33 protein-coding genes are annotated in these 23,057 nt (G+C 60.6%); all 33 read right to left on the bottom strand.

What is annotated here, in order from left to right:
• Nucleotide 1: 1 nt before the first annotated feature.
• The 33 genes from NPS29_RS12765 to NPS29_RS12605 all read right to left on the bottom strand — a co-directional run bounded on the left by NPS29_RS12765 (nt 2) and on the right by NPS29_RS12605 (nt 23,014).
• A complete protein-coding gene (locus NPS29_RS12765; protein WP_274132970.1) occupies nt 2-751 on the bottom strand; it encodes a phage minor tail protein L in 750 nt (249 codons plus the stop codon).
• Nucleotides 738-1,100: a phage tail protein gene (locus tag NPS29_RS12760; protein WP_274132968.1), complete on the bottom strand. Its 363-nt coding sequence runs from the start codon at nt 1,098-1,100 to the stop codon at nt 738-740. The genes NPS29_RS12765 and NPS29_RS12760 overlap by 14 nt, the downstream gene beginning before the upstream one ends.
• 1 nt (nt 1,101) lies before the next feature.
• Nucleotides 1,102-4,272, bottom strand: coding sequence for a phage tail tape measure protein (locus NPS29_RS12755; RefSeq protein WP_274132967.1), 3,171 nt, complete (start codon nt 4,270-4,272; stop codon nt 1,102-1,104).
• Between the two features lie 10 nt (nt 4,273-4,282).
• Nucleotides 4,283-4,585, bottom strand: coding sequence for a DUF1799 domain-containing protein (locus NPS29_RS12750; RefSeq protein WP_274132965.1), 303 nt, complete (start codon nt 4,583-4,585; stop codon nt 4,283-4,285).
• Between the two features lie 5 nt (nt 4,586-4,590).
• Nucleotides 4,591-4,980, bottom strand: a complete 390-nt coding sequence (locus NPS29_RS12745) for a phage tail assembly chaperone (RefSeq protein ID WP_274132964.1) — start codon at nt 4,978-4,980, stop codon at nt 4,591-4,593.
• A 3-nt stretch (nt 4,981-4,983) separates the two neighbouring features.
• A complete protein-coding gene (locus NPS29_RS12740) occupies nt 4,984-5,646 on the bottom strand; it encodes a phage tail protein (protein WP_274132963.1) in 663 nt (220 codons plus the stop codon).
• A gap of 69 nt (nt 5,647-5,715) precedes the next feature.
• Nucleotides 5,716-6,126 carry a phage tail terminator-like protein gene (locus NPS29_RS12735; protein WP_274132961.1) on the bottom strand — a complete coding sequence of 137 codons (411 nt, stop codon included), beginning with the start codon at nt 6,124-6,126 and terminating at the stop codon, nt 5,716-5,718.
• The gene (locus NPS29_RS12730) at nt 6,123-6,779 is read right to left on the bottom strand and encodes a hypothetical protein (protein ID WP_274132960.1); all 657 of its coding nucleotides are present in this window, start codon (nt 6,777-6,779) and stop codon (nt 6,123-6,125) included. The genes NPS29_RS12735 and NPS29_RS12730 overlap by 4 nt, the downstream gene beginning before the upstream one ends.
• Nucleotide 6,780: 1 nt before the next feature.
• The gene (locus NPS29_RS12725; RefSeq protein ID WP_274132959.1) at nt 6,781-7,170 is read right to left on the bottom strand and encodes a hypothetical protein; all 390 of its coding nucleotides are present in this window, start codon (nt 7,168-7,170) and stop codon (nt 6,781-6,783) included.
• 2 nt (nt 7,171-7,172) lie between these two features.
• Nucleotides 7,173-7,550 (bottom strand): hypothetical protein, encoded by a 378-nt coding sequence (locus NPS29_RS12720; RefSeq protein ID WP_274132958.1) that lies wholly within the window; start codon nt 7,548-7,550, stop codon nt 7,173-7,175.
• Nucleotides 7,551-7,560: 10 nt separating this feature from the next.
• Nucleotides 7,561-8,010 (bottom strand): HeH/LEM domain-containing protein, encoded by a 450-nt coding sequence (locus NPS29_RS12715; protein ID WP_274132957.1) that lies wholly within the window; start codon nt 8,008-8,010, stop codon nt 7,561-7,563.
• Nucleotides 8,011-8,060: 50 nt separating this feature from the next.
• Nucleotides 8,061-9,038 carry a major capsid protein gene (locus NPS29_RS12710; RefSeq protein ID WP_274132956.1) on the bottom strand — a complete coding sequence of 326 codons (978 nt, stop codon included), beginning with the start codon at nt 9,036-9,038 and terminating at the stop codon, nt 8,061-8,063.
• Nucleotides 9,039-9,041: 3 nt separating this feature from the next.
• On the bottom strand, nt 9,042-9,779 hold the full coding sequence (locus NPS29_RS12705; protein WP_274132955.1) for a hypothetical protein: 738 nt from the start codon (nt 9,777-9,779) through the stop codon (nt 9,042-9,044).
• An 86-nt stretch (nt 9,780-9,865) separates the two neighbouring features.
• The gene (locus tag NPS29_RS12700) at nt 9,866-10,348 is read right to left on the bottom strand and encodes a DnaT-like ssDNA-binding protein (RefSeq protein ID WP_274132954.1); all 483 of its coding nucleotides are present in this window, start codon (nt 10,346-10,348) and stop codon (nt 9,866-9,868) included.
• Nucleotides 10,349-10,372: 24 nt separating this feature from the next.
• Nucleotides 10,373-11,467 carry a minor capsid protein gene (locus NPS29_RS12695; RefSeq protein WP_274132952.1) on the bottom strand — a complete coding sequence of 365 codons (1,095 nt, stop codon included), beginning with the start codon at nt 11,465-11,467 and terminating at the stop codon, nt 10,373-10,375.
• Nucleotides 11,406-12,851 carry a DUF4055 domain-containing protein gene (locus NPS29_RS12690; RefSeq protein ID WP_274132950.1) on the bottom strand — a complete coding sequence of 482 codons (1,446 nt, stop codon included), beginning with the start codon at nt 12,849-12,851 and terminating at the stop codon, nt 11,406-11,408. The genes NPS29_RS12695 and NPS29_RS12690 overlap by 62 nt, the downstream gene beginning before the upstream one ends.
• Nucleotides 12,851-14,176, bottom strand: a complete 1,326-nt coding sequence (locus tag NPS29_RS12685; protein ID WP_274132949.1) for a terminase — start codon at nt 14,174-14,176, stop codon at nt 12,851-12,853. Before NPS29_RS12685 ends, NPS29_RS12690 begins: the two co-directional genes overlap by 1 nt.
• Nucleotides 14,151-14,627, bottom strand: a complete 477-nt coding sequence (locus tag NPS29_RS12680; RefSeq protein ID WP_274132947.1) for a DUF2280 domain-containing protein — start codon at nt 14,625-14,627, stop codon at nt 14,151-14,153. Before NPS29_RS12680 ends, NPS29_RS12685 begins: the two co-directional genes overlap by 26 nt.
• A 32-nt stretch (nt 14,628-14,659) precedes the next feature.
• On the bottom strand, nt 14,660-15,283 hold the full coding sequence (locus NPS29_RS12675; protein ID WP_274132946.1) for a putative metallopeptidase: 624 nt from the start codon (nt 15,281-15,283) through the stop codon (nt 14,660-14,662).
• Nucleotides 15,249-15,719: a proteasome subunit beta gene (locus tag NPS29_RS12670; protein WP_274132945.1), complete on the bottom strand. Its 471-nt coding sequence runs from the start codon at nt 15,717-15,719 to the stop codon at nt 15,249-15,251. The genes NPS29_RS12675 and NPS29_RS12670 overlap by 35 nt, the downstream gene beginning before the upstream one ends.
• Before the next feature lie 7 nt (nt 15,720-15,726).
• Complete coding sequence (locus NPS29_RS12665) at nt 15,727-15,957, bottom strand: DUF7681 family protein (protein WP_004573849.1); 231 nt, start codon at nt 15,955-15,957, stop codon at nt 15,727-15,729.
• Between the two features lie 61 nt (nt 15,958-16,018).
• Entirely contained in the window at nt 16,019-16,378 is a 360-nt protein-coding gene (locus NPS29_RS12660; protein WP_274132943.1) for a hypothetical protein, read from the bottom strand.
• Nucleotides 16,375-16,704: an MFS transporter gene (locus NPS29_RS12655; RefSeq protein WP_274132941.1), complete on the bottom strand. Its 330-nt coding sequence runs from the start codon at nt 16,702-16,704 to the stop codon at nt 16,375-16,377. The genes NPS29_RS12660 and NPS29_RS12655 overlap by 4 nt, the downstream gene beginning before the upstream one ends.
• Nucleotides 16,705-16,839: 135 nt before the next feature.
• Complete coding sequence (locus NPS29_RS12650; RefSeq protein ID WP_274132939.1) at nt 16,840-17,664, bottom strand: putidacin L1 family lectin-like bacteriocin; 825 nt, start codon at nt 17,662-17,664, stop codon at nt 16,840-16,842.
• A gap of 8 nt (nt 17,665-17,672) precedes the next feature.
• A complete protein-coding gene (locus NPS29_RS12645; RefSeq protein WP_274132937.1) occupies nt 17,673-17,858 on the bottom strand; it encodes a Com family DNA-binding transcriptional regulator in 186 nt (61 codons plus the stop codon).
• 316 nt (nt 17,859-18,174) lie between these two features.
• The gene (locus NPS29_RS12640; RefSeq protein WP_274132935.1) at nt 18,175-18,855 is read right to left on the bottom strand and encodes a hypothetical protein; all 681 of its coding nucleotides are present in this window, start codon (nt 18,853-18,855) and stop codon (nt 18,175-18,177) included.
• Nucleotides 18,852-19,433 (bottom strand): recombination protein NinG, encoded by a 582-nt coding sequence (locus NPS29_RS12635; protein ID WP_274132934.1) that lies wholly within the window; start codon nt 19,431-19,433, stop codon nt 18,852-18,854. Before NPS29_RS12635 ends, NPS29_RS12640 begins: the two co-directional genes overlap by 4 nt.
• A 115-nt stretch (nt 19,434-19,548) precedes the next feature.
• A complete protein-coding gene (locus NPS29_RS12630; RefSeq protein WP_274132932.1) occupies nt 19,549-19,800 on the bottom strand; it encodes a hypothetical protein in 252 nt (83 codons plus the stop codon).
• Nucleotides 19,797-20,267 (bottom strand): hypothetical protein, encoded by a 471-nt coding sequence (locus tag NPS29_RS12625; RefSeq protein WP_274132931.1) that lies wholly within the window; start codon nt 20,265-20,267, stop codon nt 19,797-19,799. The genes NPS29_RS12630 and NPS29_RS12625 overlap by 4 nt, the downstream gene beginning before the upstream one ends.
• Nucleotides 20,264-20,737 carry a hypothetical protein gene (locus tag NPS29_RS12620; RefSeq protein ID WP_274132930.1) on the bottom strand — a complete coding sequence of 158 codons (474 nt, stop codon included), beginning with the start codon at nt 20,735-20,737 and terminating at the stop codon, nt 20,264-20,266. Before NPS29_RS12620 ends, NPS29_RS12625 begins: the two co-directional genes overlap by 4 nt.
• Nucleotides 20,738-20,924: 187 nt before the next feature.
• Entirely contained in the window at nt 20,925-21,242 is a 318-nt protein-coding gene (locus tag NPS29_RS12615; protein ID WP_274132928.1) for a hypothetical protein, read from the bottom strand.
• Between the two features lie 112 nt (nt 21,243-21,354).
• The gene (locus tag NPS29_RS12610) at nt 21,355-22,164 is read right to left on the bottom strand and encodes an ATP-binding protein (protein ID WP_274132926.1); all 810 of its coding nucleotides are present in this window, start codon (nt 22,162-22,164) and stop codon (nt 21,355-21,357) included.
• Entirely contained in the window at nt 22,154-23,014 is an 861-nt protein-coding gene (locus NPS29_RS12605) for a replication protein (RefSeq protein ID WP_274132924.1), read from the bottom strand. Before NPS29_RS12605 ends, NPS29_RS12610 begins: the two co-directional genes overlap by 11 nt.
• Between the last annotated feature and the right edge of the window lie 43 nt (nt 23,015-23,057).

Here is a 23,057-nt window from a genome sequence, read left to right as displayed (position 1 = left end):
GTCAGCTCCGAGCAATCAGGGAAACGGCGGGGAAGCCACCGAATGGCAACTCGTTGTTCGCCCCCCAGCGCGGCTCACAGCCGGTGGTGAGCAGGCCGTTGCATTCGTCCAATTCGGGGTTGTCGGTAGCGTTACCGTCCTTGTCAAAGTACGGGCCGGTGTAGCCGCAGTTCGGGCCGCGATACCCTCCAGTCATGCACCAATGGCAGAGCGTGGTCATCTGCCGACCGATGCTCTCGCCGCCGACGTCGCCCGGGCTGGCCATCTCCCACGAAACGGTCTCGCCATCCTCATTGGTCTTCTGATCCAGATACCAGACCTCGATGGATTCCTGAGTGGGATCTGCCTCGGGGTTTCCTGCCTGAAAGTTCGCCGCGTCCAGGTATTTTCCCATCGTGTGGCGCATGGTGACCTTGAACTCCAGCAGATCCTCGAACGCCAGGCACAGCGCCGTGATCCTGCCGTTGACGTTGCCGACTGCGAGCGTTGGCCGCACAGCCGTGCCGTCGCCATTGGCCTCAATGCCGTCGATCTGAACCGGCCAGGCGCCGTACTCCTCGCCCTGCCAGAAGATCGGCTTGGCCGGCAGCTGATCAGCATCGGCACCTGCGGCGATCAGCTCTTGCGCGCTGTAGGGGATGCGATGGCCGTGGAAACGCAAGACGTCTGCGCCGTAGTCGCTGCCATCCAGTTCAAACAACACGACCTCGCTGCCCGGCTCCAGGACCTGCAGGTCGCTAAGTAGAGGCACTGTCGACTCCTTGCGGGTGGAAAGCCTGGTTGAAGTTTGCGGTCAACTTGAATTGCCCGCCGCCGATTGGGACCGGAACGGGCTTTTCGCAGGTGTACAGGCCCAGTTCGCCGAGCGGCGTAGTCCAGAGAAACGCCTTGGCGCCAGCATGGCGATCGAAGAAGGCCATGATCTCCAGCACCTTGGTCCTGTGACCGGTGTAGGTGATCGGGTAGGAACCTTCCTTGTTGTTCGGGCCGTCTGCCGTGATCTGCTGGTAGCCGTCGCCAAACTGAGACTTTCGCACCCGATAGGTGATATCGGGCGCGTCCCCAGTCTGGGTGGGCCAGCTGAATGTCTCGATTGCCATGTCAGGTCCTTGTCTGCCGGAAGCTAACGCCGCCCGGGCGCCACGAATCAGCAACTGCTTTTTCAGCCGCTTGCTTGATCTGGAGTTGCAGGTTTTGCGCGAGCGCCGCCTGGTCGAGTTCCATGCCCTCAGAGCTTCGGTCCTGAGTCATGATGCTCACCGGCGCGCTGATCTGGATGTTCGATCCGCCCCCGCCGCCGACGGCGCGAACGCCAAGGGCGCCGCTTGAGGTCCTGGTCAGAGGCATGATTGCCTCATCGCCGGCCTCTCCCATGACGCCCAACTTGCCGTCCGCCATCCCAAACGCGGTTGGCGAACTGACGACGCTGTTGGTGAACGCGCCGCCATTGGCGAACATCTGCACGCCGTTGAGCCAGGCGCCACCGTCGGCCTGTGGGAAGTAGGTGGACGAATACCCGGCCTGCGATGCGCCGAGGCTCGATGACGTCGCTGCAGCAGACCCTGATGCGAAGCCGTTGGCGCCGCCCGAGAAGTAACTCAGCCCGGCCCCAAACAGGGAGCTCAGCAGCGCGGACGAAGCCTGTCGCGTTGCGATGCGCGCCATGTCTGCCAAGATCGATTTCGCGAAGTCCGAAAACGACAGCTTTCCGGTAAGCGCGAAGTTGACGACCGCATCCTCCATGCTGCTGAAGGCGTTGGTGAACAGCGACTTCGTCTGGCCCGCGATATCGCGTGCGCTGTCGAGGTAGTTTTCCCATGCAGACGTTGCGCCCTTCGTCCAATCGCCCTGGGCGACCTGGACGTCGGCATAGTTCTGCTGGATCTGGTCAGTTGCCTTTTTGTTGGCGTCGGCCAGAGCCTGCGATTTCTTGGCGAATTCTTCCTCGGACATGTTGCGCGACGGATCGGATTTTTGATTCGCCAGTTCCAGGGTCTGCTGTGCGAATCGGTCCTGCTGCGCGTTCAACTGAGCATCGAGCGCGTTCTGCCGATCACCCCGGCCAACGCCTAGCACGGCGCGCTGCCCAGCAAGCTCCAGGGCTTTCTGCTGCTGACCCAGGGCCTGCAGGTACTGAGCGATCGAGCGGGTTTGTTTGTCGATCCGGCCCGTCTCGTTGTTGGCCAAGACCTCCAGCTGCGTGTCAGCTTCTTTTTGCGCCTTGACCATGCTGGTGCGCGCGTCGGCAATCTTCTGGTCGAGCTGGATGCGCTGCTGGCCGGTTGTCGATGACTTGTCGCGCACTGCCTCAAGGGCGGCGATCTCAGCCTCGTAGGCTGCGGTGACGTCGCCTTTCTCTTGTTCAACGATCGCCACGCGCTGACTGCTGTACGACTCAGCCGACACCAGTCCGGCCTTCTGCGCCGAATCCAGCTCCTTTTCGAGGTTCTGGTAGTAGCTGGTGATCGACTTGAGATTGTTCTGGGCATCGTTGAACCCGGTCAGGTTCAACTGGTTCGCCGGGCCTTTCGGGTCCTTGAACTTGTCGTTGATATTGGCGATGTTCTTGTCGACGGTCGCCTGATTGAGGCGGGAGTCATTCGGATCGGTCTTCCGGATGTCGTCAAGCCACTTCTTGTATTCCTTTACCGCCTCGGTGCGCTTCTGCTCGTTGGTCCAGGAGGACTTGGTGAGCGCATCGATCTTGGACATGGCCCCGATCGAATCCTGCTGCGCTTTCGCCTGCTCGGCATCGTATTTCGCAATGTCGGCATTGGCCGCCTTGGTGTCCTTGAGGAAGTTGAGCCGGTCGGTGTAGTACTCGACCATCTCCTGCTTGTTCTGGAAAAGGCCGACATCCCCGGCCTGAGCCGCCGCAAGATCCTTCTCGGCATTAGCGATATCGGCGTCGATATCAGGGCGACCAAGGTTTTTCAGCCCATCAGCGGCTTTGACTACGGCGAGATAGCCGCGCTCCCAAAAGCTGAGATTTTCAAGGATCTTAGGGGTGCGTTCGTTGATCGCATCGGCGTACTGCTCGGTCGCGAGCTTCACTGCTGCGGCGTGGTTGCCCTGCTCTTCCAGCGCAGCGATTTGCGAATAAACGGACGCCGTCAGGTAGTGATATTGTTCGTTGAGCGCGGCGGACGCCTTCACTGGGTCGTCGGCCAGCTTCACGAACTCAGCGATGGTCGCGCTGATTGCGGTGCCGGTCGCTTCCTGCATCCCAATGGCGGCCTGGGTGATCGCGCCAAAGCTGTCGCCAGCGATCTTGCCGTTGGCTGCCAATGTGGCGAGTACTTCCGCTGCCTGGCCGGTGGTGCCCACTACAGCGCTGACCTGACGCGCCAGGCCGCCAAGCTGCGATGCGCTGACGCCGGCGGCGCTGCCGGTGGAGATCAGCGCCTTGTTGTAGCTGTCGGCCTCCTCGCCGCCTTTGTAGTAGGCAATGCCCAAGGTAGCGACAACGGCAGCCACAGCAGCAAGGGGCGCGAGGATGGCCGCCAGGCGCAGCGCCGATGTGCCAGCGCTTGAGCCGATCTCCAGCAGGTTGTGTGCGGCGACGCGGAAGTTGCCTTCGGCCAGGGCGTTGCCCAGTTGAAGAACGTTCTCCCGAGCGCCCTTGGTGTTCAGGCTGAACTTCGATGTCTCGTCGCCCAGGCCCTTAACCTTCTGCCGCGCGGCGTCAATAGATGCCGAGAATGTTTTGAAGTCGTCGTCGCCAAGGTTGCCGGCGGCGCGGTGTTTGTTCAGCAGTTCTTGCTGCTCATCCAGCTTTTGGAGCGCCGCCAAGGCCGGGCTGATCTTGCCCAGCAGCGCCTGCAACCCCTCGGCCTGTACACCGGTGGCCGCCGCCGCATCCTTGGCCGCCTTGGCGTTGTTCTGCGTCGTGCCGACCAGAGCATCAGACTCAGCCTGCATGCGCTTCTGCAGCGCGAGCAGGCTCGCAGTGGAATCACGGCTGACGTCCATTGCGCCGGCAGTGCTGGTCACGCTGGTGGTCAGACGCTGGTAGTATTCGCTGTTTTTCAGCGACGTTTGGGCAGTTTCCAGCAGGCGTGCCTTGGCATCCGCAGTCGCCTGCGCAGCGCGGGCCTCAGCCTCCGCGAGCTTGTCAGCCGCATCAGCGGTCTTCTTGAAGCCGGTGGTGACGCCGTCAGCCGCTTTTTCCGCACTGGCCCCCGCCTCCGTGAGTTTGTCCAGATCGGTCGCCGCCTGGACGGCATCACCCGAATCTACCGCTATCCCGAGTTCGGCGATTGTGCCCGACATGAGTGCTCCGCTATTTCGATTCGCTCATGACGAGCAACGCCTCGGCCTCCATTACCCGTAGGTCGTGGAACACCTGGTTTCTGGTTTTCTTGGGAATGTTGACGAGGGACATGACGGCGGGCACAACGGCGTAGTCAAGGCCACTGGCACCACCCATTCCGGTACGCCACTGGGTCCCCATCGCCTCCATGACGATGAACGCGGGCCAGTTGTCAGGCAGGATCTCGATGGTCTCATCAAGGTCGACAGCGGAAAGACCAAACAACGCAAGTTGCTCAGGTGGTGCCGCAGGCGAGTACAGTGCCTGCGCCACCTCTTTCAGTTTCCCAGGCGGGCCACTGCGAAAGCGTTCTGATACGCCTTCACAATTGCGTCAGCGGCGCCGGCCGAGGTTTTGACTAGAGCGCGGATGGTCTCCGGCGACAGCTTGTCATCGAAGCCCCAGCCCACGACCAGTTCAGTGACTTGCGCAACTTGGCGGTCAATGTCGGCCAGGGTCACATCTATGATGGTGATGTCATCACCGAGATCCTTCAGCCGGTCCTGGTCATGCTTGGCCGCCTTGTTCCAGCTCGCGAATAATTCCGCGAGCTCCTCACGGTCGCGGTACTTGAACTCGAACGGAACGGCCTGCACCGTACCGCCAACACGTGGAATGTCCACGTCCGCCTGGAAGGTCGGGTTTTGGGCAATCTTGAACCGAGCCATGAATTACGCCCCGCCCGCTGCGGTGGTGTAACGAGTTGGCTCAGCCTGCAGCGCCAGATTCACCGTGCGCGCCATCACGTTGTTGCGAGCGATGGTCGGCTGCTTGGAGAAGGAGGTGTAGGTCCCGTAAAAAATAGTGTCGTTGCCGGGCAGGTTCATACGAGCGGCCTCAATCTGCTTCTTGGCGTCGGCCTTCGACAACACCGCGTTGTGCGGGAGCGCAGGATCATCAGCGATAGTCAGCGCCATGCTCGATGCGGCTTTGTCGGTCGGGATCTGACGACCCTGATCATCCTCCAGAAAAACCACATCGGTGTAGTTCTGGTCGCCGCCGGAGTAGTTCACATCCACAACTTGCGGCACGGCAACCCAAGTCAGCACCTTCTTGAGGGTGCCGGCACCGCTGCCCGCCGGAAAAAGCTGCGCGTCAGTAGTGTCGATCCCTTCCAGGGTGATCGCGGTGGCGGTTGCCGCCTTGACGCGCACCACGCGGTTGTTGAGGCGGGACCATGCCGAGGTGACCAGGACGATGTCGCCGGCCGACAGGGTGCCGCCAACGACGGTAGCGACCGCTTCCGAGGCATTGGAGATCACGGCGAAAGCCAGTTCGGCAGCGTAAGTCGCGCCGTGCTGGATGGTTGCGCCGTTGGGGAGTTTGTAGCCCATGGGTGTTTCCTCTTCGCAGAAATGAAAACCCCGCACTCGGCGGGGTTCAGGGTTTGCCCAATGGGCGGGTTATGCGCGGTCGGCGCGATACTGGAATGACGCCGACACCGTGAGCGTTGCGCTGTCCTCGATTGCGGGGCCGGGCTCAACTGGCGTCAGCACCATCACTTCGAAGTCGCCCTGCGCCAGTCTCAGGAATGTCGGGAACAGCTCGTCGAGTTCATAGACCAAGCTTTCGGCATCGCCGGTGCCGTTGCCAGCGGGAGAAACAACGCTGATCTGAAAGACTCCGGTGTAGATCCGGTCCGTGCCCTCCAGTGTCTGGGTGTTGGTGCCTGCGGGCAGCGTGAAGGCGCGCAGATAGGTCTCATCGTCGGCGGGCTCAAACGCAACGCCCTGATAAGCGATCCGCAAGCCGCGCGGACCTGCCCAAGATGCAAGACGCTGCTCGTAAATGCGACGAATGATCTGGTGGCTCATACCTGGTTGTTCCTGATGGCCTCCAGCACGATCTGCTGGAAGCGTGCGACTGTGACGCGGACCATGCCGCCGGGCGCCTGCTGGGAATGCCCGAACTCGAGCGGGATCGCGTACGGCAGCGAGTTGGTGATGTAGGCCGTGTCGCCTGCCTTGAACTCGATTGCGCCGTCGACGATGCGCGCCGTGGACTTCCGACCCGTCGGATCGACCTCGGTCGTCGTGGTGCTGTCCGGCGACCCGATGCTGAACATCCAGTTGCCACGGAAACGCCCGCCGACGTAGTCCTGGCCGGACACCAGGCCGTTCACGTTGAAGTTCTGCACCCGCTCGGCCTTGGTAAGCGGTTTGGCGTACTTGACGCCGCGCTTCAAGTTGCCGTTGCGGGTGAAGTTGCTCGGCGTCAGCGAGGTGATGACATTGCGCACTTCTACATGCGCGTCGTAGGCATCAGCCTCGGCTTTGTTCTTTGCTCGATGCGCGACGTTTACTGCCCAGATCTCCGGGTTGCCCACGGGCGACATGCGAATCACGCTGCTGCCCAACTCGATGATGATCTCGCGCAGGCTGGCGTCGATTGCTTCCTTGGCCTGCTCGGCGAACTGGGCTAGGCTCAGCGCGAAGCTGCCGGACTGCCCAGAGCTCTTCGAACCCATGTCATTTCCTCAGTTGAACGGTCCAAGTTGCGGCCGCAGGATCCTGATCCACATTCAGCACCCGCTTACCGCCGATCACGTCGCCGATTTTCGGCTCGGCCGAGGTGCTTGTTGGCAGCCCAGCAACAGAAACGAATAACTCGTTCTGGAGGATCAGCAGCTTCACGTCTGTGGTTTGGATCAGTGAGCCGTCGATTTCCTTCGCAAGGTAGCTGCCGAACACGCCGCGCCCGGTGTAGTTCACCGTTCCGCCTGTCGTGGTGCCGGTAGATGGGTCGTAAACAGGGCTGGACTTGCGCGAGCCTTCGACAGGACTAACTGCATCGCCAAGCCCGTCCGGATCATCAAATGCTTCGGCCAGTTCGGCCTGAAGCTCTTCGCGCATCCCCATGGCTACACCCGCTTGAGCATGATGGTGCCCGACCGTTTGACCCATGGAGCAAGTAGAGCCAGCGCAAAGTTTTCGCCGGCGGACAGGTCGGTCGAGCCTTCCGCATAGGTCTTGCTGATGGACGTGCCAGACTGAGCCGATACCGTCTTGCTCAGCACTTCCTTTTGGGTCGCTTTGTACAGATTGCCCGCCGCCGCTTCCTTCGCAACCTGAGCGCCTGCAAGCTTAATGGCGTCAGGGGTCGGATCGGCAACGGGTCTATTAATCTTGGCCGTGAGCCAGGCATTCGCCATCGCCACGGCAAGGACCGCATCACCGGTGCCCGCCCAGTCAGGCCCGAACTGAGCATCGACATCGGCCACGGTGATGAAGTCGGTCATGTGCTTGTCCTTATTTCGCTGGCACCAAGGCCTGTAGGTCTTCTTTCTTGGCCGTGGCGTCGAACGCAATGTTCTTGGCGGTCAGCCAAGCTTTCAGGTCGTCGACCTTCATTTTCAGCGGGTCGGTTTCAGTATCGCTGTCAGCCATAGGCTTCTGAGCGGCAATGGCTGCTTCAATTTCTTCAGCAGTGCTGCGCGAGGCATAGCCCACTGGCGGGTAATTGCTCGCCTGGTAGCCGGCCTCTACATATTCAGCAACAGTCGGGCCGTCAGTACGCAGTCCGTTTTCGTCGCCGCCGGTGACCTTAATGCCTGCTCGCTTGTAGGCCTCGATGATGTTGGGGTTGTCGCCTTGAACGAAAACATCGGTTGCCGCGCTGATCACCCCGAAGAACTCACTGAGCAGTCGATAGCACACACCAGGCTCGGTGCCCGGCTTGTCCGTGTAGATCACTTTCATGATTCGCTCCCTTGTGCTGGAGCGCCCGAAGACGCCCCGTCACAGTTGGATTACGGGGTGGTGGTGCCGCTGATTACGGCGGCGAACGGAACCTGCTTGCGGTCGAAGACGCGCTCCCAGTTCGCAGCAGCAGCGTACTGAGTGGCGGTCGGGCTCAGGTTCTGGTTGTTGCTGCCTTTCCAGCTGAAACCAGCAGGCTGCAGGATGAACGTCTTACGCTCCCACAGGACCTCAGCACCGCCACCGTTGCCGCCGCCGGGCTTGCGCTCGAGCTCGACCGGAACGGCTGGGGTGCCCTCGCCGTAGCCGAACGCCCCTTGGCCGAAGAACACCGACAGATAGCGGCCGGCGCCGTAGACGAGGCTGTCGTCCATGAACACCGGCTTGCCCAGGTAAGTGGCCAGGATGATGCGGCCGTCGGAGTCGCGCAGATACTCGATGAGGTCCTGCTTGACCATCTGGTTCATCACTACGGAGTGCACGCCGATCGCGGAGAACACGTCGGCGGCGTCACCAGAGGTGAAAGCAGCATCCTGGAAGGCGCCGGCGCTGATGGTCGCACCGGCGTCCACCACCATGTCACCGGCGTCGTTCGCAATGTTCGATGCGATCACGCCGCGGGCCGCGCCGAGCAGGTAACGCTGCCAGCGGCGGGTCCAGTAGGTGCCGAAGCGGTTGCGGATGTGCTGCATCGGCTCGGTGTTGGCCAGTTCGGACGTCAGGTCAGCAACGCCATAGCCTTTGTTGAGGTAGAGCGTACGGGCGCGCATGGTGCCCTGCTCTGCCTTGCCGACTTCGCCCAGGTCGTCCGGGTTGTCGTTGGAGATGTTGGGCTCCTCGTCAGCGTCCAGATCCTGCCAGTAGCTGATTTCCGAGGTGCCTTGGCCGTTCTGCGCGATGGCGTCCAGCTCAGGCGACTTGACGATGATCCCGGATTCGAAGACCGCAGTCTTTTCCGGGGAGTTGACCGGCGCGATAGTGCCGTAATAGTCGGCGACAAAGATGTCCGCCAGTTGGGTCGTTGCCATGGATTAGGTTCCTTTGGTGGCCAAGAGTTTTTTGAACGCATCGGGGTTGTCGCGGGCCAGCGCGGCGCGCTCGGACTCCGTGTACTCGCCCCATTTCTTCGTGGCCTTGCCACCGTTGTCGCCGGTCTGCCCGGCACCCTGAGCCCTTGGCCAGAGGTGTGTTGCTGTCTCACGCAGCGATTCCGCCCATTCGAGCGGCGACAGAGGCGTCTTGCCGTCCTTGCCGTAGATGACCTCGCCATCACGATCGGTGGCGATCGCCTCGCCGTCTTCGCTGAGTTTGAAGGTGCCCTTGGCGCGCAGGATGATGTCCTCGGCAGCCTCGGGCAGCGCGCCGGCCTTGATAGCAGCGGCGCGGATGGAATCGGCCAGCACCTTGTCGCTGTATCGCGCGGCGAAGGCTTCTGCCTTATCTGCGCGAGTCTTCTCGGCAGCCAGTTGCTTGTCGTAGTCGCCACGCAGGCGCTCGGTACGACGAGTAATGACCTCGTCCAGCTTGCCCTCGGCAATCAGCTTGGTCTCTTCGTCCTGTCCGACCTTGGCGAGCAGGCCTTTCACCGCATTGATGTCCAGGCCCTCGAACTGGGTTTTGAAGCCTTCCAGTTCGGTCGTGGAGGTCTTGAGCTTGCCAAGCAGCTCGGAGTTTTTGTTCTTGAGCCCGGCGGTCGCAGCTTCAACGGCTGCCGCGATGGCGTCTTTTACGGCCTGGTCTTCAAGATCAATCTGGTTTTCGTCAGCCACTTGGTGCACCCCTTGGGTTTGATTTCCCGCTTTGCAGGCATAAAAAAACCCCGGCATGGCCGAGGTCTGTAAATTTCCGGATCTTGTTATCGAACGATGCTCAGCCCCCGCAAAGCGAGGTAATCGGCGAATTGCGTCCTGCTTTCCACCCACAGAGGAGGATGATTGCGGTGATCTGCTGTGCTGCGCGTCAGAGGCACCCGCTTCTTACCGTCGAATAAATGCGTGGGCTCCCGCAGCTCAATCCCCTGATCAGCGGCGTAGAGCTCGATGGCCAGCATGGTCTGACCATGGCGGATGCCGTAAGGAATCAGCTTTTTGCTGAGGAATTCCCCAGCAAGCACGATCCCGTCGCGCGGCCAGGCCAGGGGCTGGAGGGCCGATGCGGGCTGACCTTTCCACTGCATCGCCGCCATGGCGTTCACAGCTCTCAGCAAATACTCAGCCCGGCCCGCGTCATCCGCAGGCACCGGAAACCCGTAATAATCGCCGTGGGATCTCAGCGCGTCGGTGTCGGTGTAGCTATTTGCCTCGGGGTTTTCCCCGCTGCCGTGCTCGACGATGATCATGACGCGCCCTAGTGTGATGGGCAGTCAGTTTACACCGGCTCGCTCGAATATTTTCGGCTCCAGCGCTTTCATCTGCTCCAGCGTCAGCGGCTTGAAGTTGGTGCTTAGCTGCAACGCTGCGAACTTGTCGGGTGTCAGGCCACCATCGCGGAAAAGCTTCCCCCGCACCGGGCCCAGAGCAGTATCTTGGAAGCTGGCCGATTGGGTCGCGAGCCAGTCGTAGTAGCTCAGGCCTGCGTCGACCTGCCCGCCTCCTGAATCACCAACCGATGCCCGGGTGGCGCCTTTCGAGAAAGTAGCTGACAACCTGGTGCTAGGCACCGTGGTCGACCGGCAGTTGATGTGCGCCGGCGGCAACGGCCCCTTTCCCAGTTGGAATACCCGGCCATCCAGGCTCTTGCACTGGGCGCTGGTCTTCTTGTCGAGGGTCGAGACCCACCGGTAGCCCAGCACAACATCCTGATTGGCTTTCAGAGTCTCCATGCGGGCCGTTGTGGCCACGTGCTGGATGGCGGTCTGCACCACCGCCCTGGCGTTGCGGTTGCTGACGGCCAACACTCCGTCGGTGAAATTCTGCTCAGCGGTGCCGCGAATCGCCTTCACGATCTCGGCATTGGTCTGGCCTTGCCCGAAGCCCAAGCGGATCGCATTGGTCACCCGCATCGACTCAGACCGAGTCCATCCGCTGATGAAGGATTTGAGCAGCTTCCCACCATCCAGCCCTGTCACCTGCAACGGGTAGGCAAAAACTGCCGCTCTGATGATTGCATTGGTCGGCACGACAGCGTCAATGGACAGCGCATGCCCCAGACTGTTGGCCTCAAACGTGGACTCGTACAGCGCGATGTCGACTAGATCGGCCTGCACCACGTCGCTGTAGGCCTTGTAGATGTCCAGCAGCTTGCCGTCGACGCGCCCAAGAAATTCCTCCAAACGCTGCCGGCTGTAGGTGGTCAGCTCTGTGCGGGTCAACTGGTCACGCACAACCGTGTCGATCTGGCGCAGGTACTTCTCGAACTTCTTCACCTCGCCGGCCTTGAGCCGCTCGAGCATGACGCTATGCCGCGTCGTCTGCTCCAACAGCTGGCTGTTCGGGTTGAGCACTGGTGTCGCTGCCATCGTTCTGGTCCAGGTTCAGGCCGCGCGCCTGGTCAGTTTCTTCGCTGACCAGCGTGGCTTCTTCGTCATAGGCCCGCTCCGGTAGCTTCCCGGTGGTCAGGTACTGCCAGTAGGTGTCCCAGCTAATGCCGCCGGCAGTCACAGCCTTTTGCAGCTCGGCCAACACCTGGGCGTCCACCTCGGGGATGTCGAACTCAGGCTTGACCTTGAACGCTACCTCGTCTGGGTTGTAGCCCGTCCATTCGGCGGCGTAGCGCAGGCCCTGCTCGATAGCAGCAGCCACCGTGATGACGATGCTGTGCAACGTGGCGTGCTGATCGTCTTGGCGCGTCTTGCGAGCCTCGCCAGACTCTGTGCCACCGGTCGCGTCCATCACCTTGGCGCCAGCCTCAAGCGCGGCGCTCTTCTGGTCACCCATCGCGGTGCGAACCGCTTGGATGCCGGCGCCTTGGAACTCCAGATAACCGCATGACCCGTTAGGGCCAAGATCCCAAGCTGCCGAGGGACCGGTAACGCTCAGTTCCACCTTGTCATCCAAGCCTGCGACCCAAGGCTGCGGGTGGCTGGTCTGGTGCAGCGCGGTGAAGTAGTCGGCGCTGAGTTGGTAAGACTTCACGGCAGCCCGTGCCATGGTCAGCAACGGCACCTCGTCGACGTCTGGGGAGTTGTCGGTGGAACCGCAGTAGATGACTGGCAGGTAACCCAGACCGCGTACCAGCTGATTGTTGTTGCCAATCGTGCCAAGTGGTCGCTCGTCCTCAATCAGCTCGCCGCCCTCGTTGCGCACTGCCGTGTAGCAGACGTTCCCCGCCATGTAGAACTCACGGTAGACCGTCACGCATTCGTGGCTGTACCGATCCTCTGTCTTGCGCCGGAACTCGCGGAACACCGCCAGCACCAGATCTTGCCGGCCGCCTTGATCGGCAGTGTCCCAGTTGATGGCGTTGCGGGTGGCGTAGGTCGAAAAGTACGGCTTGCCGCTGTCATCGACATTCACTACCAGCGGTATGCGCCCGTGTGAGACCGTCTGGCGAACCATGCGCAGGAATAGCTGCTTCAAGTCGAAGCCGTCGGCGGTGGCGTTGTCTTCCAGATCCTTCAGGCCCGACGGCAAGCTGATCTCGGGAATGAGCCGAGAGACCAGGCCCATCATCGAGCGGAGAGAGTCGCGCACCCAATGCTCGTACTGGGCGCGATCACGGTAGTTTTTGTAGAGGTAGGCGTTACCTACGGCGTCGATCTTTTCTGCCTCGACCATTCCAGATGGCTTGGGCAGATACTTCGCGCTGCGACTGATAGCGCACTCACCTTCGAGCGCGTCGTCCATCATCTGCCACTCTGGCAGGTGGACGTCGTACTCGGGGTTTGTCGATTGAACAGGCATCAGGCAAGGCCTCCTATACGGCGCATGCCGGAAGTTTGTGACTTGATCGGGTAGCGCTTGGCAATGAAGTAGCCAGCAGCATCGTTCATGTGGTCGTGGCCCTTTTTCGGGTCCTTGTCAGGCTCGCCCTTGTCTGTGTAGGTCTGCCGTTCCAGACACTGGGTGAACTGTGGGCACTGGTCGATGTTGACCTTTAGGCGGCGCTCACCGTAGGTGTTCAAAAACATGGCGTTCATCGAGTTCACCCGGTCTTTCACACCTGGGTTGGTGGAATCCACAACGACGGTGAAGTTAGCTTTCTTGAGCAGCGACAGATCAGACTCGCTGGCGTTCTTGCTACTGGTGTTTTGGCCACTGGCATCGGGGTAAACGGCGATTTCGTGGCCGGGGAACCGCGCCTGGATCTTTTCGATCATTTCGGGCGTGTCCCGCACTTTGTGCAGCTCATCAAGCGCCAGTGGCAGTCCATCACGCACTACGAACACCACCGCGCTCATCTTCATGACGTTGAAGTCCATGCCGATGTGCAGCGCCTCGCCAGGCTTAATGCGCTCAGTGGTGGCACACTCTTTGCGGTTAAACGTGTAGTAAACGACGCCCGAATAGCTCTCGAACCCGGCTTCGTACTCTTGCCGGAAGGTTCGCGGGTCCATCTTCCGCCGTGCGGCTTCCAGCTCATCCGCCGGCACGTTGCCGCCTTGGAGCGAGGTGTACTGCCAGCTCTTGTGGTCTGGCTCGCCGCCTTCCTGCCCATCCAGATACGTGTCGTAGCAATGGTTGAAGCCTTTGGGCGTGCCGATCCGCAGCGCGTGGCCGCCTTTTCGGGTCTCTCCGCTCGGGAGCGTGTACTGGCACGTCGAGAGCATCGGGCGCAGGACTTCTTCCCAGGCAGCCCATGGGCAGTCCGCCCATTCGTCCACCAGGACAAAGAACAGCCCAGAGCCGCGCAGGTTGTCGTAGTTATCGAGCCCGACCACGCGCATGACGTGGCCCGACTTGAGCGTGATCGAGCATTCCGTCTCGTTTGGACGGTGAGCGCGCCATGCTTCCGGGATCGCCTGCTTGAGGCGCCGCCAGAACACGCGCTTGGCCTGTTTGAAGGTCGGCGCGCCGTACCAGATCTCATCTTCTACGCTTACGCCCCACTCCGCAGCCAGCCTGGCCGCGCGGCGCATCTCTGCCTTACCGAGGAATGTCTTGCCGAATCGGCGGCCGCAGACCGCATCGCGGAACCGGGCCTGAGGCTGAAAGCCCCACACGTAAATGTTCGCCTGCTTCGGTGTCAGCTTTACCGGCGCATCATAAGTACGGGGTAGTCGGTACATCCTCGTCAGGCTCCAGCTTGTACTCAGCAACCGCATGCTGCTGATCAGCTTGGGAGCCCAGCGGCTTTTCAGGTTCGAGGCGGCGATTCACATAGACGTCGCCCACCTCCTTCGCAGCCTGCTCCAGTAATTGGGCAGTCAGCGCCATGTTCTTCATGGTCTCGGCCTTCTCGGCCATGCGTCCAAGCGTGCGCAGTCGATAGGCGCGGTTGGCGATCGGGATATCCGCAGTCTCTTCACGAAACCTTGCTCGGCACTGATGGAACAGCTCTGCCCACTTCTGGCCCAGCTTCTGCCCGGCGAACTTCGTTGGGTCATGCGACTCGCACTGCTGACGGCTGATGTCGAGCCCGAATTCAGTCTTGACCGCAGCTACCACCTGAGACGGCGTATCGAAGCAGGCCAGCGCCTGCACAATGAAGGCTTTGACCTCGCTTCGTAGCACTGCCATATGGGATTCATCCGTCAAAACCTGTCACAGAATCAGGCCGACTTGAGCAGACAGGTTCCGCAGGCCCTCGCAATGTTGATCTTTGCCACCTCGGGCGGCTGTGCTGCAGCGTCGATGAGCTGCTGAACATCGTTGCTCGCGCCATAGCGGCGGACCACACCAACGAACTCTTCGACGTCGTGACCACGCAGCATCAGGCTGGGCGTCCCGTCCTCTCTGAACTTGGGGGCACCGTACTGATCGAGCTTCTGGGCAATGTGGTAAAGCTCATGCTCAACCAGGGCACAGAACTCGGCGTCGGAACACTGGGCGCAGTAGTCAGCAGCCAGGGTGATGAGGAAGTCCGGTACCTCGCCGAACCAGTCAATCATCTGCTGCTCTTGGCGAGCCTTCTGCCATCCCCCTGCACGGAGCATCACTGACTCAGCCTGGCCGAGCACCGTGCGGCCTTGTTTCTCGAAACAGGACGAGGCCCACAGGATCTTTACTGGCGCATCGAGCAGATGTGCGTGATCGGGGTTGTGAATGTTGCCGGTGTCGGCGAGGATCGTCTCGCCTATCCACTCCCACACTTCAGGCGCTGGCGTCAGCCGTGTGCCGAGCATGGACAGTTCCGACGCCTCAAGCAGTGATTCCGGCGGGAGTGGTCGGAACATGCTGCCCTCCTTCGAGGATGACCACCGTGCGGATGATCCCGCCAGTGCTGGTATCGCGCTTGGCCGCGATCTCTACCGCCTGCACAGCCGTTGCGCCCATGTCCATCGCCGCGAAAGCGTAAGGCGTCCCACTGCCGATGGCATATGGCCGATCCATCATGACCGGAGCCTTCCACAGGCCGCTCGTGTCATCCACCGCGACCATCATCAGCTTGTCGCCATCCAGTACCAGGGCAGAGACATCGATGTTGCCGTCTGGCTTCGCACCGAAGTACACATCCACCAGGCGCGGATAATCCGAGACAGCACCAGAGCAGAAGAACTTCACCCCTTCTCGTTCCAGGCATTTCTCGTAGTCGTCATAGGTGATGAGGTCTCCCCGGGTGATCTGGGAGTCATAGGCGATGACGCCGTCTTTGTAGGCGATGGTCGTCATGCGGACCTCAGCTGAATGGATCAGCAGGTTTGGCAATTGACCGCACGAACCACATGAAGCCTTGCTGCAAATTGGTCTTCGCCAACGCGAGCAGGCGCGGGTCAACCCCCTCGATTTGGCCGATCTGCTTAAAGAGTTCACCCGCATCGGCTTCAAGAGCCTTGATGGAGTTCATGCCGTCGATCTCCGACTGCGTCAGATCGCGGTAGCCAGTGATCTTCTTGTGCTGGTTGTCCATGATGTTGCCCTCTGGAAGAACTCGCGCCACGGAACGGACGCATCTGAATTTGTGGCGCGACTCAGCGCGGCCGCCGGCGACGATCAACCTGCCCAGGCCGCGCACCAAAGCGCGGATCCTGCAGGCAGTGCTCGCAGTTCAGCTTCGAGCAGATCCACCTCTTCACCGAAGCCCAATACGTGACCATGAACATGTGGCGTACTCCAGCCAGGCAAAGGGATACGTGAAGCGTCAGCCCGGCGTTGGTCGGGCCGAAGAACAGTGTCTGGTTGCGCGTCATCACAACGAAACCGCTTATGGCGATCGCCGAGTAGATGATCTTGCCGACGATCCCATCCCGGACCTTTCCGCTCAGCACGCACCAGGTGGCCCACAACGCGATCAGGCCGCAGGCGATGGAGTTGATCAGTTCAAGGTTCATGGTGGATTGCCTCCCCCGAACCGCTGGCGGATGAGCGCCCAGAGGTCAGCGGCTTTGATGGCTCGGTTGATGGCGGCCATAAGAGAGCCACCGAACGCGCCGAGCAGGAACCCGACCCCAGCAACGTCACTCGGCTCCGTCACGCTGAAGCGATCACAGACGATTCCGGTGAGATAAAACGCGCAGGCGATGCCAGTGATGAGGAAGATCGCCCAGGACCATAGGTCCTTGAGGTCATCCTTGTGCCACCAACTGGCGACGATTGCGCCGATCAGCCCTGCGACAAGCCAGTCGAGTTTGTCGAGCAGGCGGTGAAAAAACTCCATGCGCTCGACTCCGTACTGGGCATGAAAAAGCCCCGCATCTGCGAGGCCTGAGAATGTGTGGGGAGAGCCCCCTAGTCCATCGACGTCTTTATCATTGAGCCGGGGGACCAGCGCTTGGCTGGCCCCACGGGTTAATCAGAAGGTGAACTCAGGCAGGGTGTAAGGCCCCCACTGCTTCCATTTCCGGCGAGGGGCGATGACTGGCGTAAAGCCAAATCGAGCCCAAACTGCCTTGTCGATAGCCACTGAGAATGTACCGTTCGACTGAATCCGTGCATATGCGCCGGGATTTCCGCCGGTGCCGGTCTGGAATAGCACTGTGGCGCCGTTGTAGATGACAAAGTTGCCGTCTGTTTGCATGAGTGCCTGTGTCGCGCCTTGGGTAGCGCTCTGCCAGAGCACGGCATTGTTCGGAGCGTAGATAACTAGGTTGCCATCGGCTTGGAAAATCACTCGGTTCACGCCCGACTGATAGACCTGACCTTGAACCAGCGATTGGCCCGGGGTGATGACCATATCCGTTGCGTACAACGAAAATGCCTCGATCGAAGAGTTGCTTGCCCAGAGCGGAAAGCAGTCGTTCATCACCAGGTTGCCATCATCCTGGAGGCTCAGGTACGTGCGGAAGTACGCAAGGTTGATGTTTCCGCCCAAAGGGCTGGTGTTGGTCGTGAGCCACAGTCGATTACGTGTGGCGTCGTTGAACCGGAAGTAGTATTGGGTCGCGATGTAGTTATTGGCGCGATCCTCTGCCGGAATTGAGTACTTGAAGTAGGTCTCGCGCTCTTGCGCCGACCAAACAGCAACACCGTTGTTGTAGATCACCAAACTGCCGTCGTTTTGCAAGATCAGCTGGTACTGCTGGGACGGTGACTTCAGGTACTGACCTGGGGTCAGCTTGGTCAGTGGCGGCAGAATCGGATTGCCAACACCAGTGAAGGGGGCGAAGTTAAAGGCCATGGTTTTACCTATTGAGTCGAATGATTTTGTGCGGAGGATTCCGCTTTCATGTCGCTCAAAGGCGATAGCTCGGGGCTCTGGGCCCTCACATGATTCAACGTCCCGCACCGGGAACACTTGATCTGGAGCTCGGTCATCTCACCGATTCGGGCAAGAAGTCTTTTGCACTTTCCACATCTGCAATCTTTCAACATCTGCAAAGCCTTTTGATTTTCTGCTAGGCTCCGCCCCGCTCGCGCGAGCAGTGAGGGCCTTGGCTGGCTTGCAGGCTCTATCTGCGATCTGGCGTCTCCTCTGGGTGTTACAGCACCCTCTGGAGTCGCCCTCTCTTTTTTCCGCGCTAAAGAAAAAGCCCCGATCATGTCGGGGCTTTTTGCATTCTGGCGGGCACAAAAAAGCCCAACTCTGTGGCCGGGCTTATTGCATCACTCCTACACACGCAGGAATGACAGGATGGGTGAATAATGCGACAGGGCGACATGACATTGCAAGCCCTTTTGAGGGACTATTTTATGCCGCCTCGCCTTCCAGCACTCCGACTGCTTCAAGCATGTGTTGCGCCTCGACCAGAGCCTCGTTCACAAGTGACTCCAAGCCGTCCTTGATGGCCTTGTTCCAGCGCTGGTAAGTGCGTTCTGTAAGTCCTTGGGAATCCCAGTTCGTCATGTCGTAGTTCGATTCGGCCAGGACGATCATCTCGCCGGGCTTGTCCTCTGCTACCGCGCGCGCATGCTTGTTGGCCCGTGCAACATCAGCGTCTGCTGCCGCGTTGCGCCAATCCCACTGCCCCTCCTCCTTGTTCTCCCGGTGTTTCGGCGCCTTGATCTGGGTTACCGTTCGCTGAATGCCCTTCACCTGCTGCGGTACCGCCCAAACGAGAACGGCCTGTTGCGTGAAGCGCTGCGGTGCCGGGGTCTTCACCACGGCAACCAGCCGGCCGATAGAATCAATCTTGCGGCCACGGTGCGTGCTGTATTTCGCCACCAGGGCGTTCCAGTGCCTCGGGGAAAGCTGGGCGTGCAAGAGCTTATGCACGATGCAGTCAGCCAACAGCGCGGCATCCTTCCCGGATATCTCGCCCTTGAGCTTGCTGGCCTGTATCCGGGGCTCGACGTTGCATCCGCCGGAACTGTTGATCGTCTCGGCTGCCAAGGCCCGGACTACTGCGGATATCACGTTGTGGTAGTTCATGCTGCAGCCCTCTTCAGTTCTCGGGTCTTGGCCCGGTATTCGGCCTTGATGGTTTTGATTTCTTCGACGGTGTACTTGCGGGGCTGATGAGGCTCTTCGAGCCATGCCACGGTTTCGGCACCGATGCGCAGCACCAACCGGATCCGGTACTCGACAGAATTGCCGGACAGGTTGCGATTGCACTTCACGCACTGGCGGTGGATGTTCAGAGGCTCGAAGCGCAGTTCGGGACAGGCGCCGACTGATCGGTAGTGGCCGGCGTCCCAGCGGCTGCCCGTCATCAGGTCGCTGTCGTTCGGCATCGAGTCGCAGCTGATGCACGGCAGGTGCGCGTCACGCAGGCGGACGTATTCGTTCACGGCGGCCTGGGCTTCGCGAAGGTGATCCGACCTGCTCTTCAACTTCTCCTTGCGAACCTTGATCTCGCGGCGCTCGCTCTGGGCAATCGACTTGCGCTGTTTCTCCTGCGCCTGGCGTGCAAGCACCACCGCGCAATCCGGCGAGCACCATTTCTGAAAGCTGCGCGTCGGGGTGAAGGTTGCTCCGCACCCAGAGACATGGCAGCGCTTCGGCCGCATTGGCTTTTCGGAGCGAGGGATCACAGCCCACCCCCGAACTGATGTGCGCCAGGGTTGGAGTGGTAGGCATGCTCGAGCATGGTCGCCAAGGCACTGATGAGGGCCTGAAAGGTCTTCATTGGCGAGGCTCCCGCGGTTGACGCTGGTAAAAGCTGGTGACGACTTCGGCAAGAAACCGAGCACCCATTTCTGATAGGCCATTTGAAAATTCGCCCGCCGCCCCCGCACGCTCCGCGAACTGCTGGTCCAGCCGGAGTGCAACCGCGCTGCAAAAACCAGCTATGTCTTCGGCATCCATCTCCTTAACCAGCTTGTCTACTGACAGAAATACCGTGGTTTGCGTGGTGATTCCCAATCCGTCGCTCATGCCGCCACCTCGCCCAGCAAATCGCTGAAAACCACACCTTTACTGCTGAACTCGGCCACGATGCGGTCGGTGTAGGTGATGCCCTGGGCGCGGTTGAACAACCTGGTCACCGGGAAGCCGTCCGGGCCGAACAGCGTGCAGGACCCCATCAGGTCAAGCTTGTCGGCGTAGGACAGGTGCCGCATGGTCTTGAACCAACTGTTTCGAAAATCAGGATCCTCGGCAGTCAGGATCGCCACGCCGAAGTGGAGCTTGCAGTACCGTCGCGCATCCTCCACTTCCCCAATTTGCGTCATCTGGGCGATGCGCTGGTACATGGCGAACCACAAGGCGTTTTGGTCCAGCGTGCGGTCTTTGCCCGGGCGCAACGAGACCACGACGAACTTCTTGTCGCGATACATCGCCGTCATTCGAGTGATGGCCTCGGTGAGCTTGGACTGGCAGTTGATGCTGATCTTGTCAGTCATGCTGCCACCCCCGCCGAAGCCTTGAATGCGTATGTCTCCAGCAGGTAGCTGCGTGGGATGAACGCATCAATGACGTACCCGTGGAACTTCACCTCATTGAATGCGCCTTCCGTGAGCGCGGCGACGTAGTGCATAGCACCGCGCAGGCCTCGGCATGGGTCGTGCACGATGAACTGCCCTGCGAAGCACTCGCACAGAACCTGATGCATCCAGCCGGGCTGATTTACCGAGGGAACGGCCACCAGGTACACACCGTCATGGCCAAACTTGGGCAGGTCGGCGGTATCGAATGACTCGAACGGGATCTCAAGCCGCTCCAGCACCTGGCGTACGCTCACATCGCCTGCGTAATACCAGTCGTGAATCTGACCAACTACGACGGCGGCCGGGATGCACTTCAGCATCGCCATGCAAGTCGAGAAGCAGGTGTTGTTGGTTGGCTGGGTCTGGTGGGAGATCAGGAAAGTCATGAATTCACCTCGTTTGCGATCAGCAGGGTGCGGTCGTGCTGGACCAGGCCAGTGGCTTTTGCCCACAACCCGAGGCGGCGAAGGTGGTGGCTTTCCCTCACGCTGAGCTGCTCCCATTGGCCACACCATGCATCCAACTTTGTCAGCGCCAGCGCTTTGAGGTAGGTGTCGCATTTAATGCCCCCCCTCATGGCTTAATCCTTACGCCAGCTGCTTCGATTGCTAGATAGCAGGCGTTGCGCATCCGGATGGCCGCACAGTGCGCATCCATGAAGCTGTCATCGATGGCGTCCTCGGGCGGTTCTGGTGCTTTAGGAACCGCCGGCAGCGTGACTGCCAGCGAATCGCGGCAGGCCTGCCAAACGATCCAGCGCTCAACGTGAGCCTCATAGGTGGTAACGGTTGCGCGCTTCAGGTGCACCAGAACGTAGCGGGACGTTTCCGGGTTCCAAGCCACCCCTTCTGGCACCGGGAAGCGGGATTCAAACTGTTCACGGCAGCTCATCGAAACACCCCCTGTACATTTGCAGGCGCAGTGACCCGCTGTACTTTGTGATGGGCGCCATAGGCGAGAACTAGGGCGATGAGGGCCAGCGAGAGCCAGATACGGTTACTCATCAAAAACCCTCCTTGCCGCGCTGCGATTCCCACTCGAAAGGCACCACGACCCCGCCCCCCTCGCGCAGGCGGTCAACACAGCGCTCGCCCATGGCTGCGGGGAGCTGGTCGCCGCTCAAGTTGGAAATGACGACCGTGGGGCGCATCTGCTCGTACCGGCCGTTGATGATCGCGAACAGGGTCGTCAGCTCGAAGTCGCTCGGCTGCTCCTTGCTCACCCCCACCTCGTCCAGGACCAGCAGCGAAGGCTCGATCAGGCTCGACAGGATGTCTGCCTCGGATTGCTCGCTGTTGCCGTAGGTGGCGCGGATCGATTGCAGGATGCTGCCGACGGTGCGGTACACGGCAGTGGCCGATGTGGTCCGCATCAGATCGTTTGCCATGGCCGCGCCGAGGTGGGTCTTGCCTGTGCCCGGCTGGCCCAGCAGCATCAGGCAGCGCCCAGTCCTCTCGATCTCGGCGAACGCCGCGACGTAGCGCTTGCAGAACGCCTGGGCCTTGCGCTGCCCTTCGTGCTCGACGCGGTAATTATCCAGGGTGCGGTCAGCGAAGCGCTTCGGGATCAGCGCTGCGCCCAGTTTCTTTGCCATGGCTTCCCGCTTGATGCGGATCTCCTCGGCCTGATGCCTGGCTTCACGCTCTGCGCGCTCGGCCTTGTAGCACTCCGGACAGCGGCCCACGATCTCCCGACCCAGCAGCACGGTCACGCGCTGGTCGAACGCCCCGTGGTCGTCGCAGTGCGCAGGCTGAACACGTTGGCCTGCGGCCTGTTTGACGTCTGACATGGCAACCACCTTTTCAGAGCGCATAGGAGCCGTCCTCCCGTTGTTTCAGGCCCGCGGTGTAATCGCGACCTGCGAAACCGTGGTGACGGGATTGAGATGGCGATGAGGTCGCCTGTTCTGCGATGCGATTGGCGATCCAGGCCGCCTTGAAACCCTGCCAGCCAGCGGAAAGGGCCTCAGTCATGGCGACGTCAGCGGCGATGCCCAGCTCGGCGCACTTCACCAATTCGGCGTTCAGGGAGTTCCAGACCGTCGCGGTGACGGCGGCCTTCTTGGCCTTGCGCAGGGCGAGCCAGTCGGTCAACAGGGCTTCGGTCAGGCCGTGCGGGTTGTCTGCCAGCAGGTTGGTCAGGCCGAATGCAGGCTTGCGATCAGGCTTCGCCCGGGCCGGTTCGGCTTGGGGGGTAATAATCTCTTCCGAAGGAAGAGTTATAGGGGGTTGTTCTTTCTTTGAATAAGGAAGGCAAGTTGCCGTTTTGGTCTCACTCGGTTCCTGTCTCAGTGAGACGATATTGTCTGAGTGAGACGTTTTGGTCTCAGTGAGATTCTTCTTTTTTTGCTCGAAGAAGACCCATTCAGACACAGGCGAGATCCCGATGTCGCCACGGCTCCCTCCGATGCGGTAGATCACTCGGCGCTCCAGCAGATGGCTGATGGCTTTCGAGGTGACATCCCGGCGCATGTTGGTCAGCTTGCCGAGATCGTCGGCGGTGAGGCGCTTCGTTTCGACCTGGTACCCAATTGTTTGCCGGGCAATAGCCATCACCACGCGGAGCTCGCGCGCAGGCAGGTCGACGGTGGAAAGCGCCTCCATAACGGAGTTGTCCATTCGGGTGAACCCTCGGGACTTGTCAAAAGAGACGATGTTTGTCATGATTTTTCTCGCTTACTGCTTTGCTGAAGAACCACCCTGGCCG

It is taken from the genome of Pseudomonas putida, from assembly GCF_028682175.1.
GTDB lineage: Bacteria > Pseudomonadota > Gammaproteobacteria > Pseudomonadales > Pseudomonadaceae > Aquipseudomonas > Aquipseudomonas putida_AD.
Note: the sequence above shows the minus strand (reverse complement) of the source record. Positions and strands in the feature narration are given on the sequence as shown.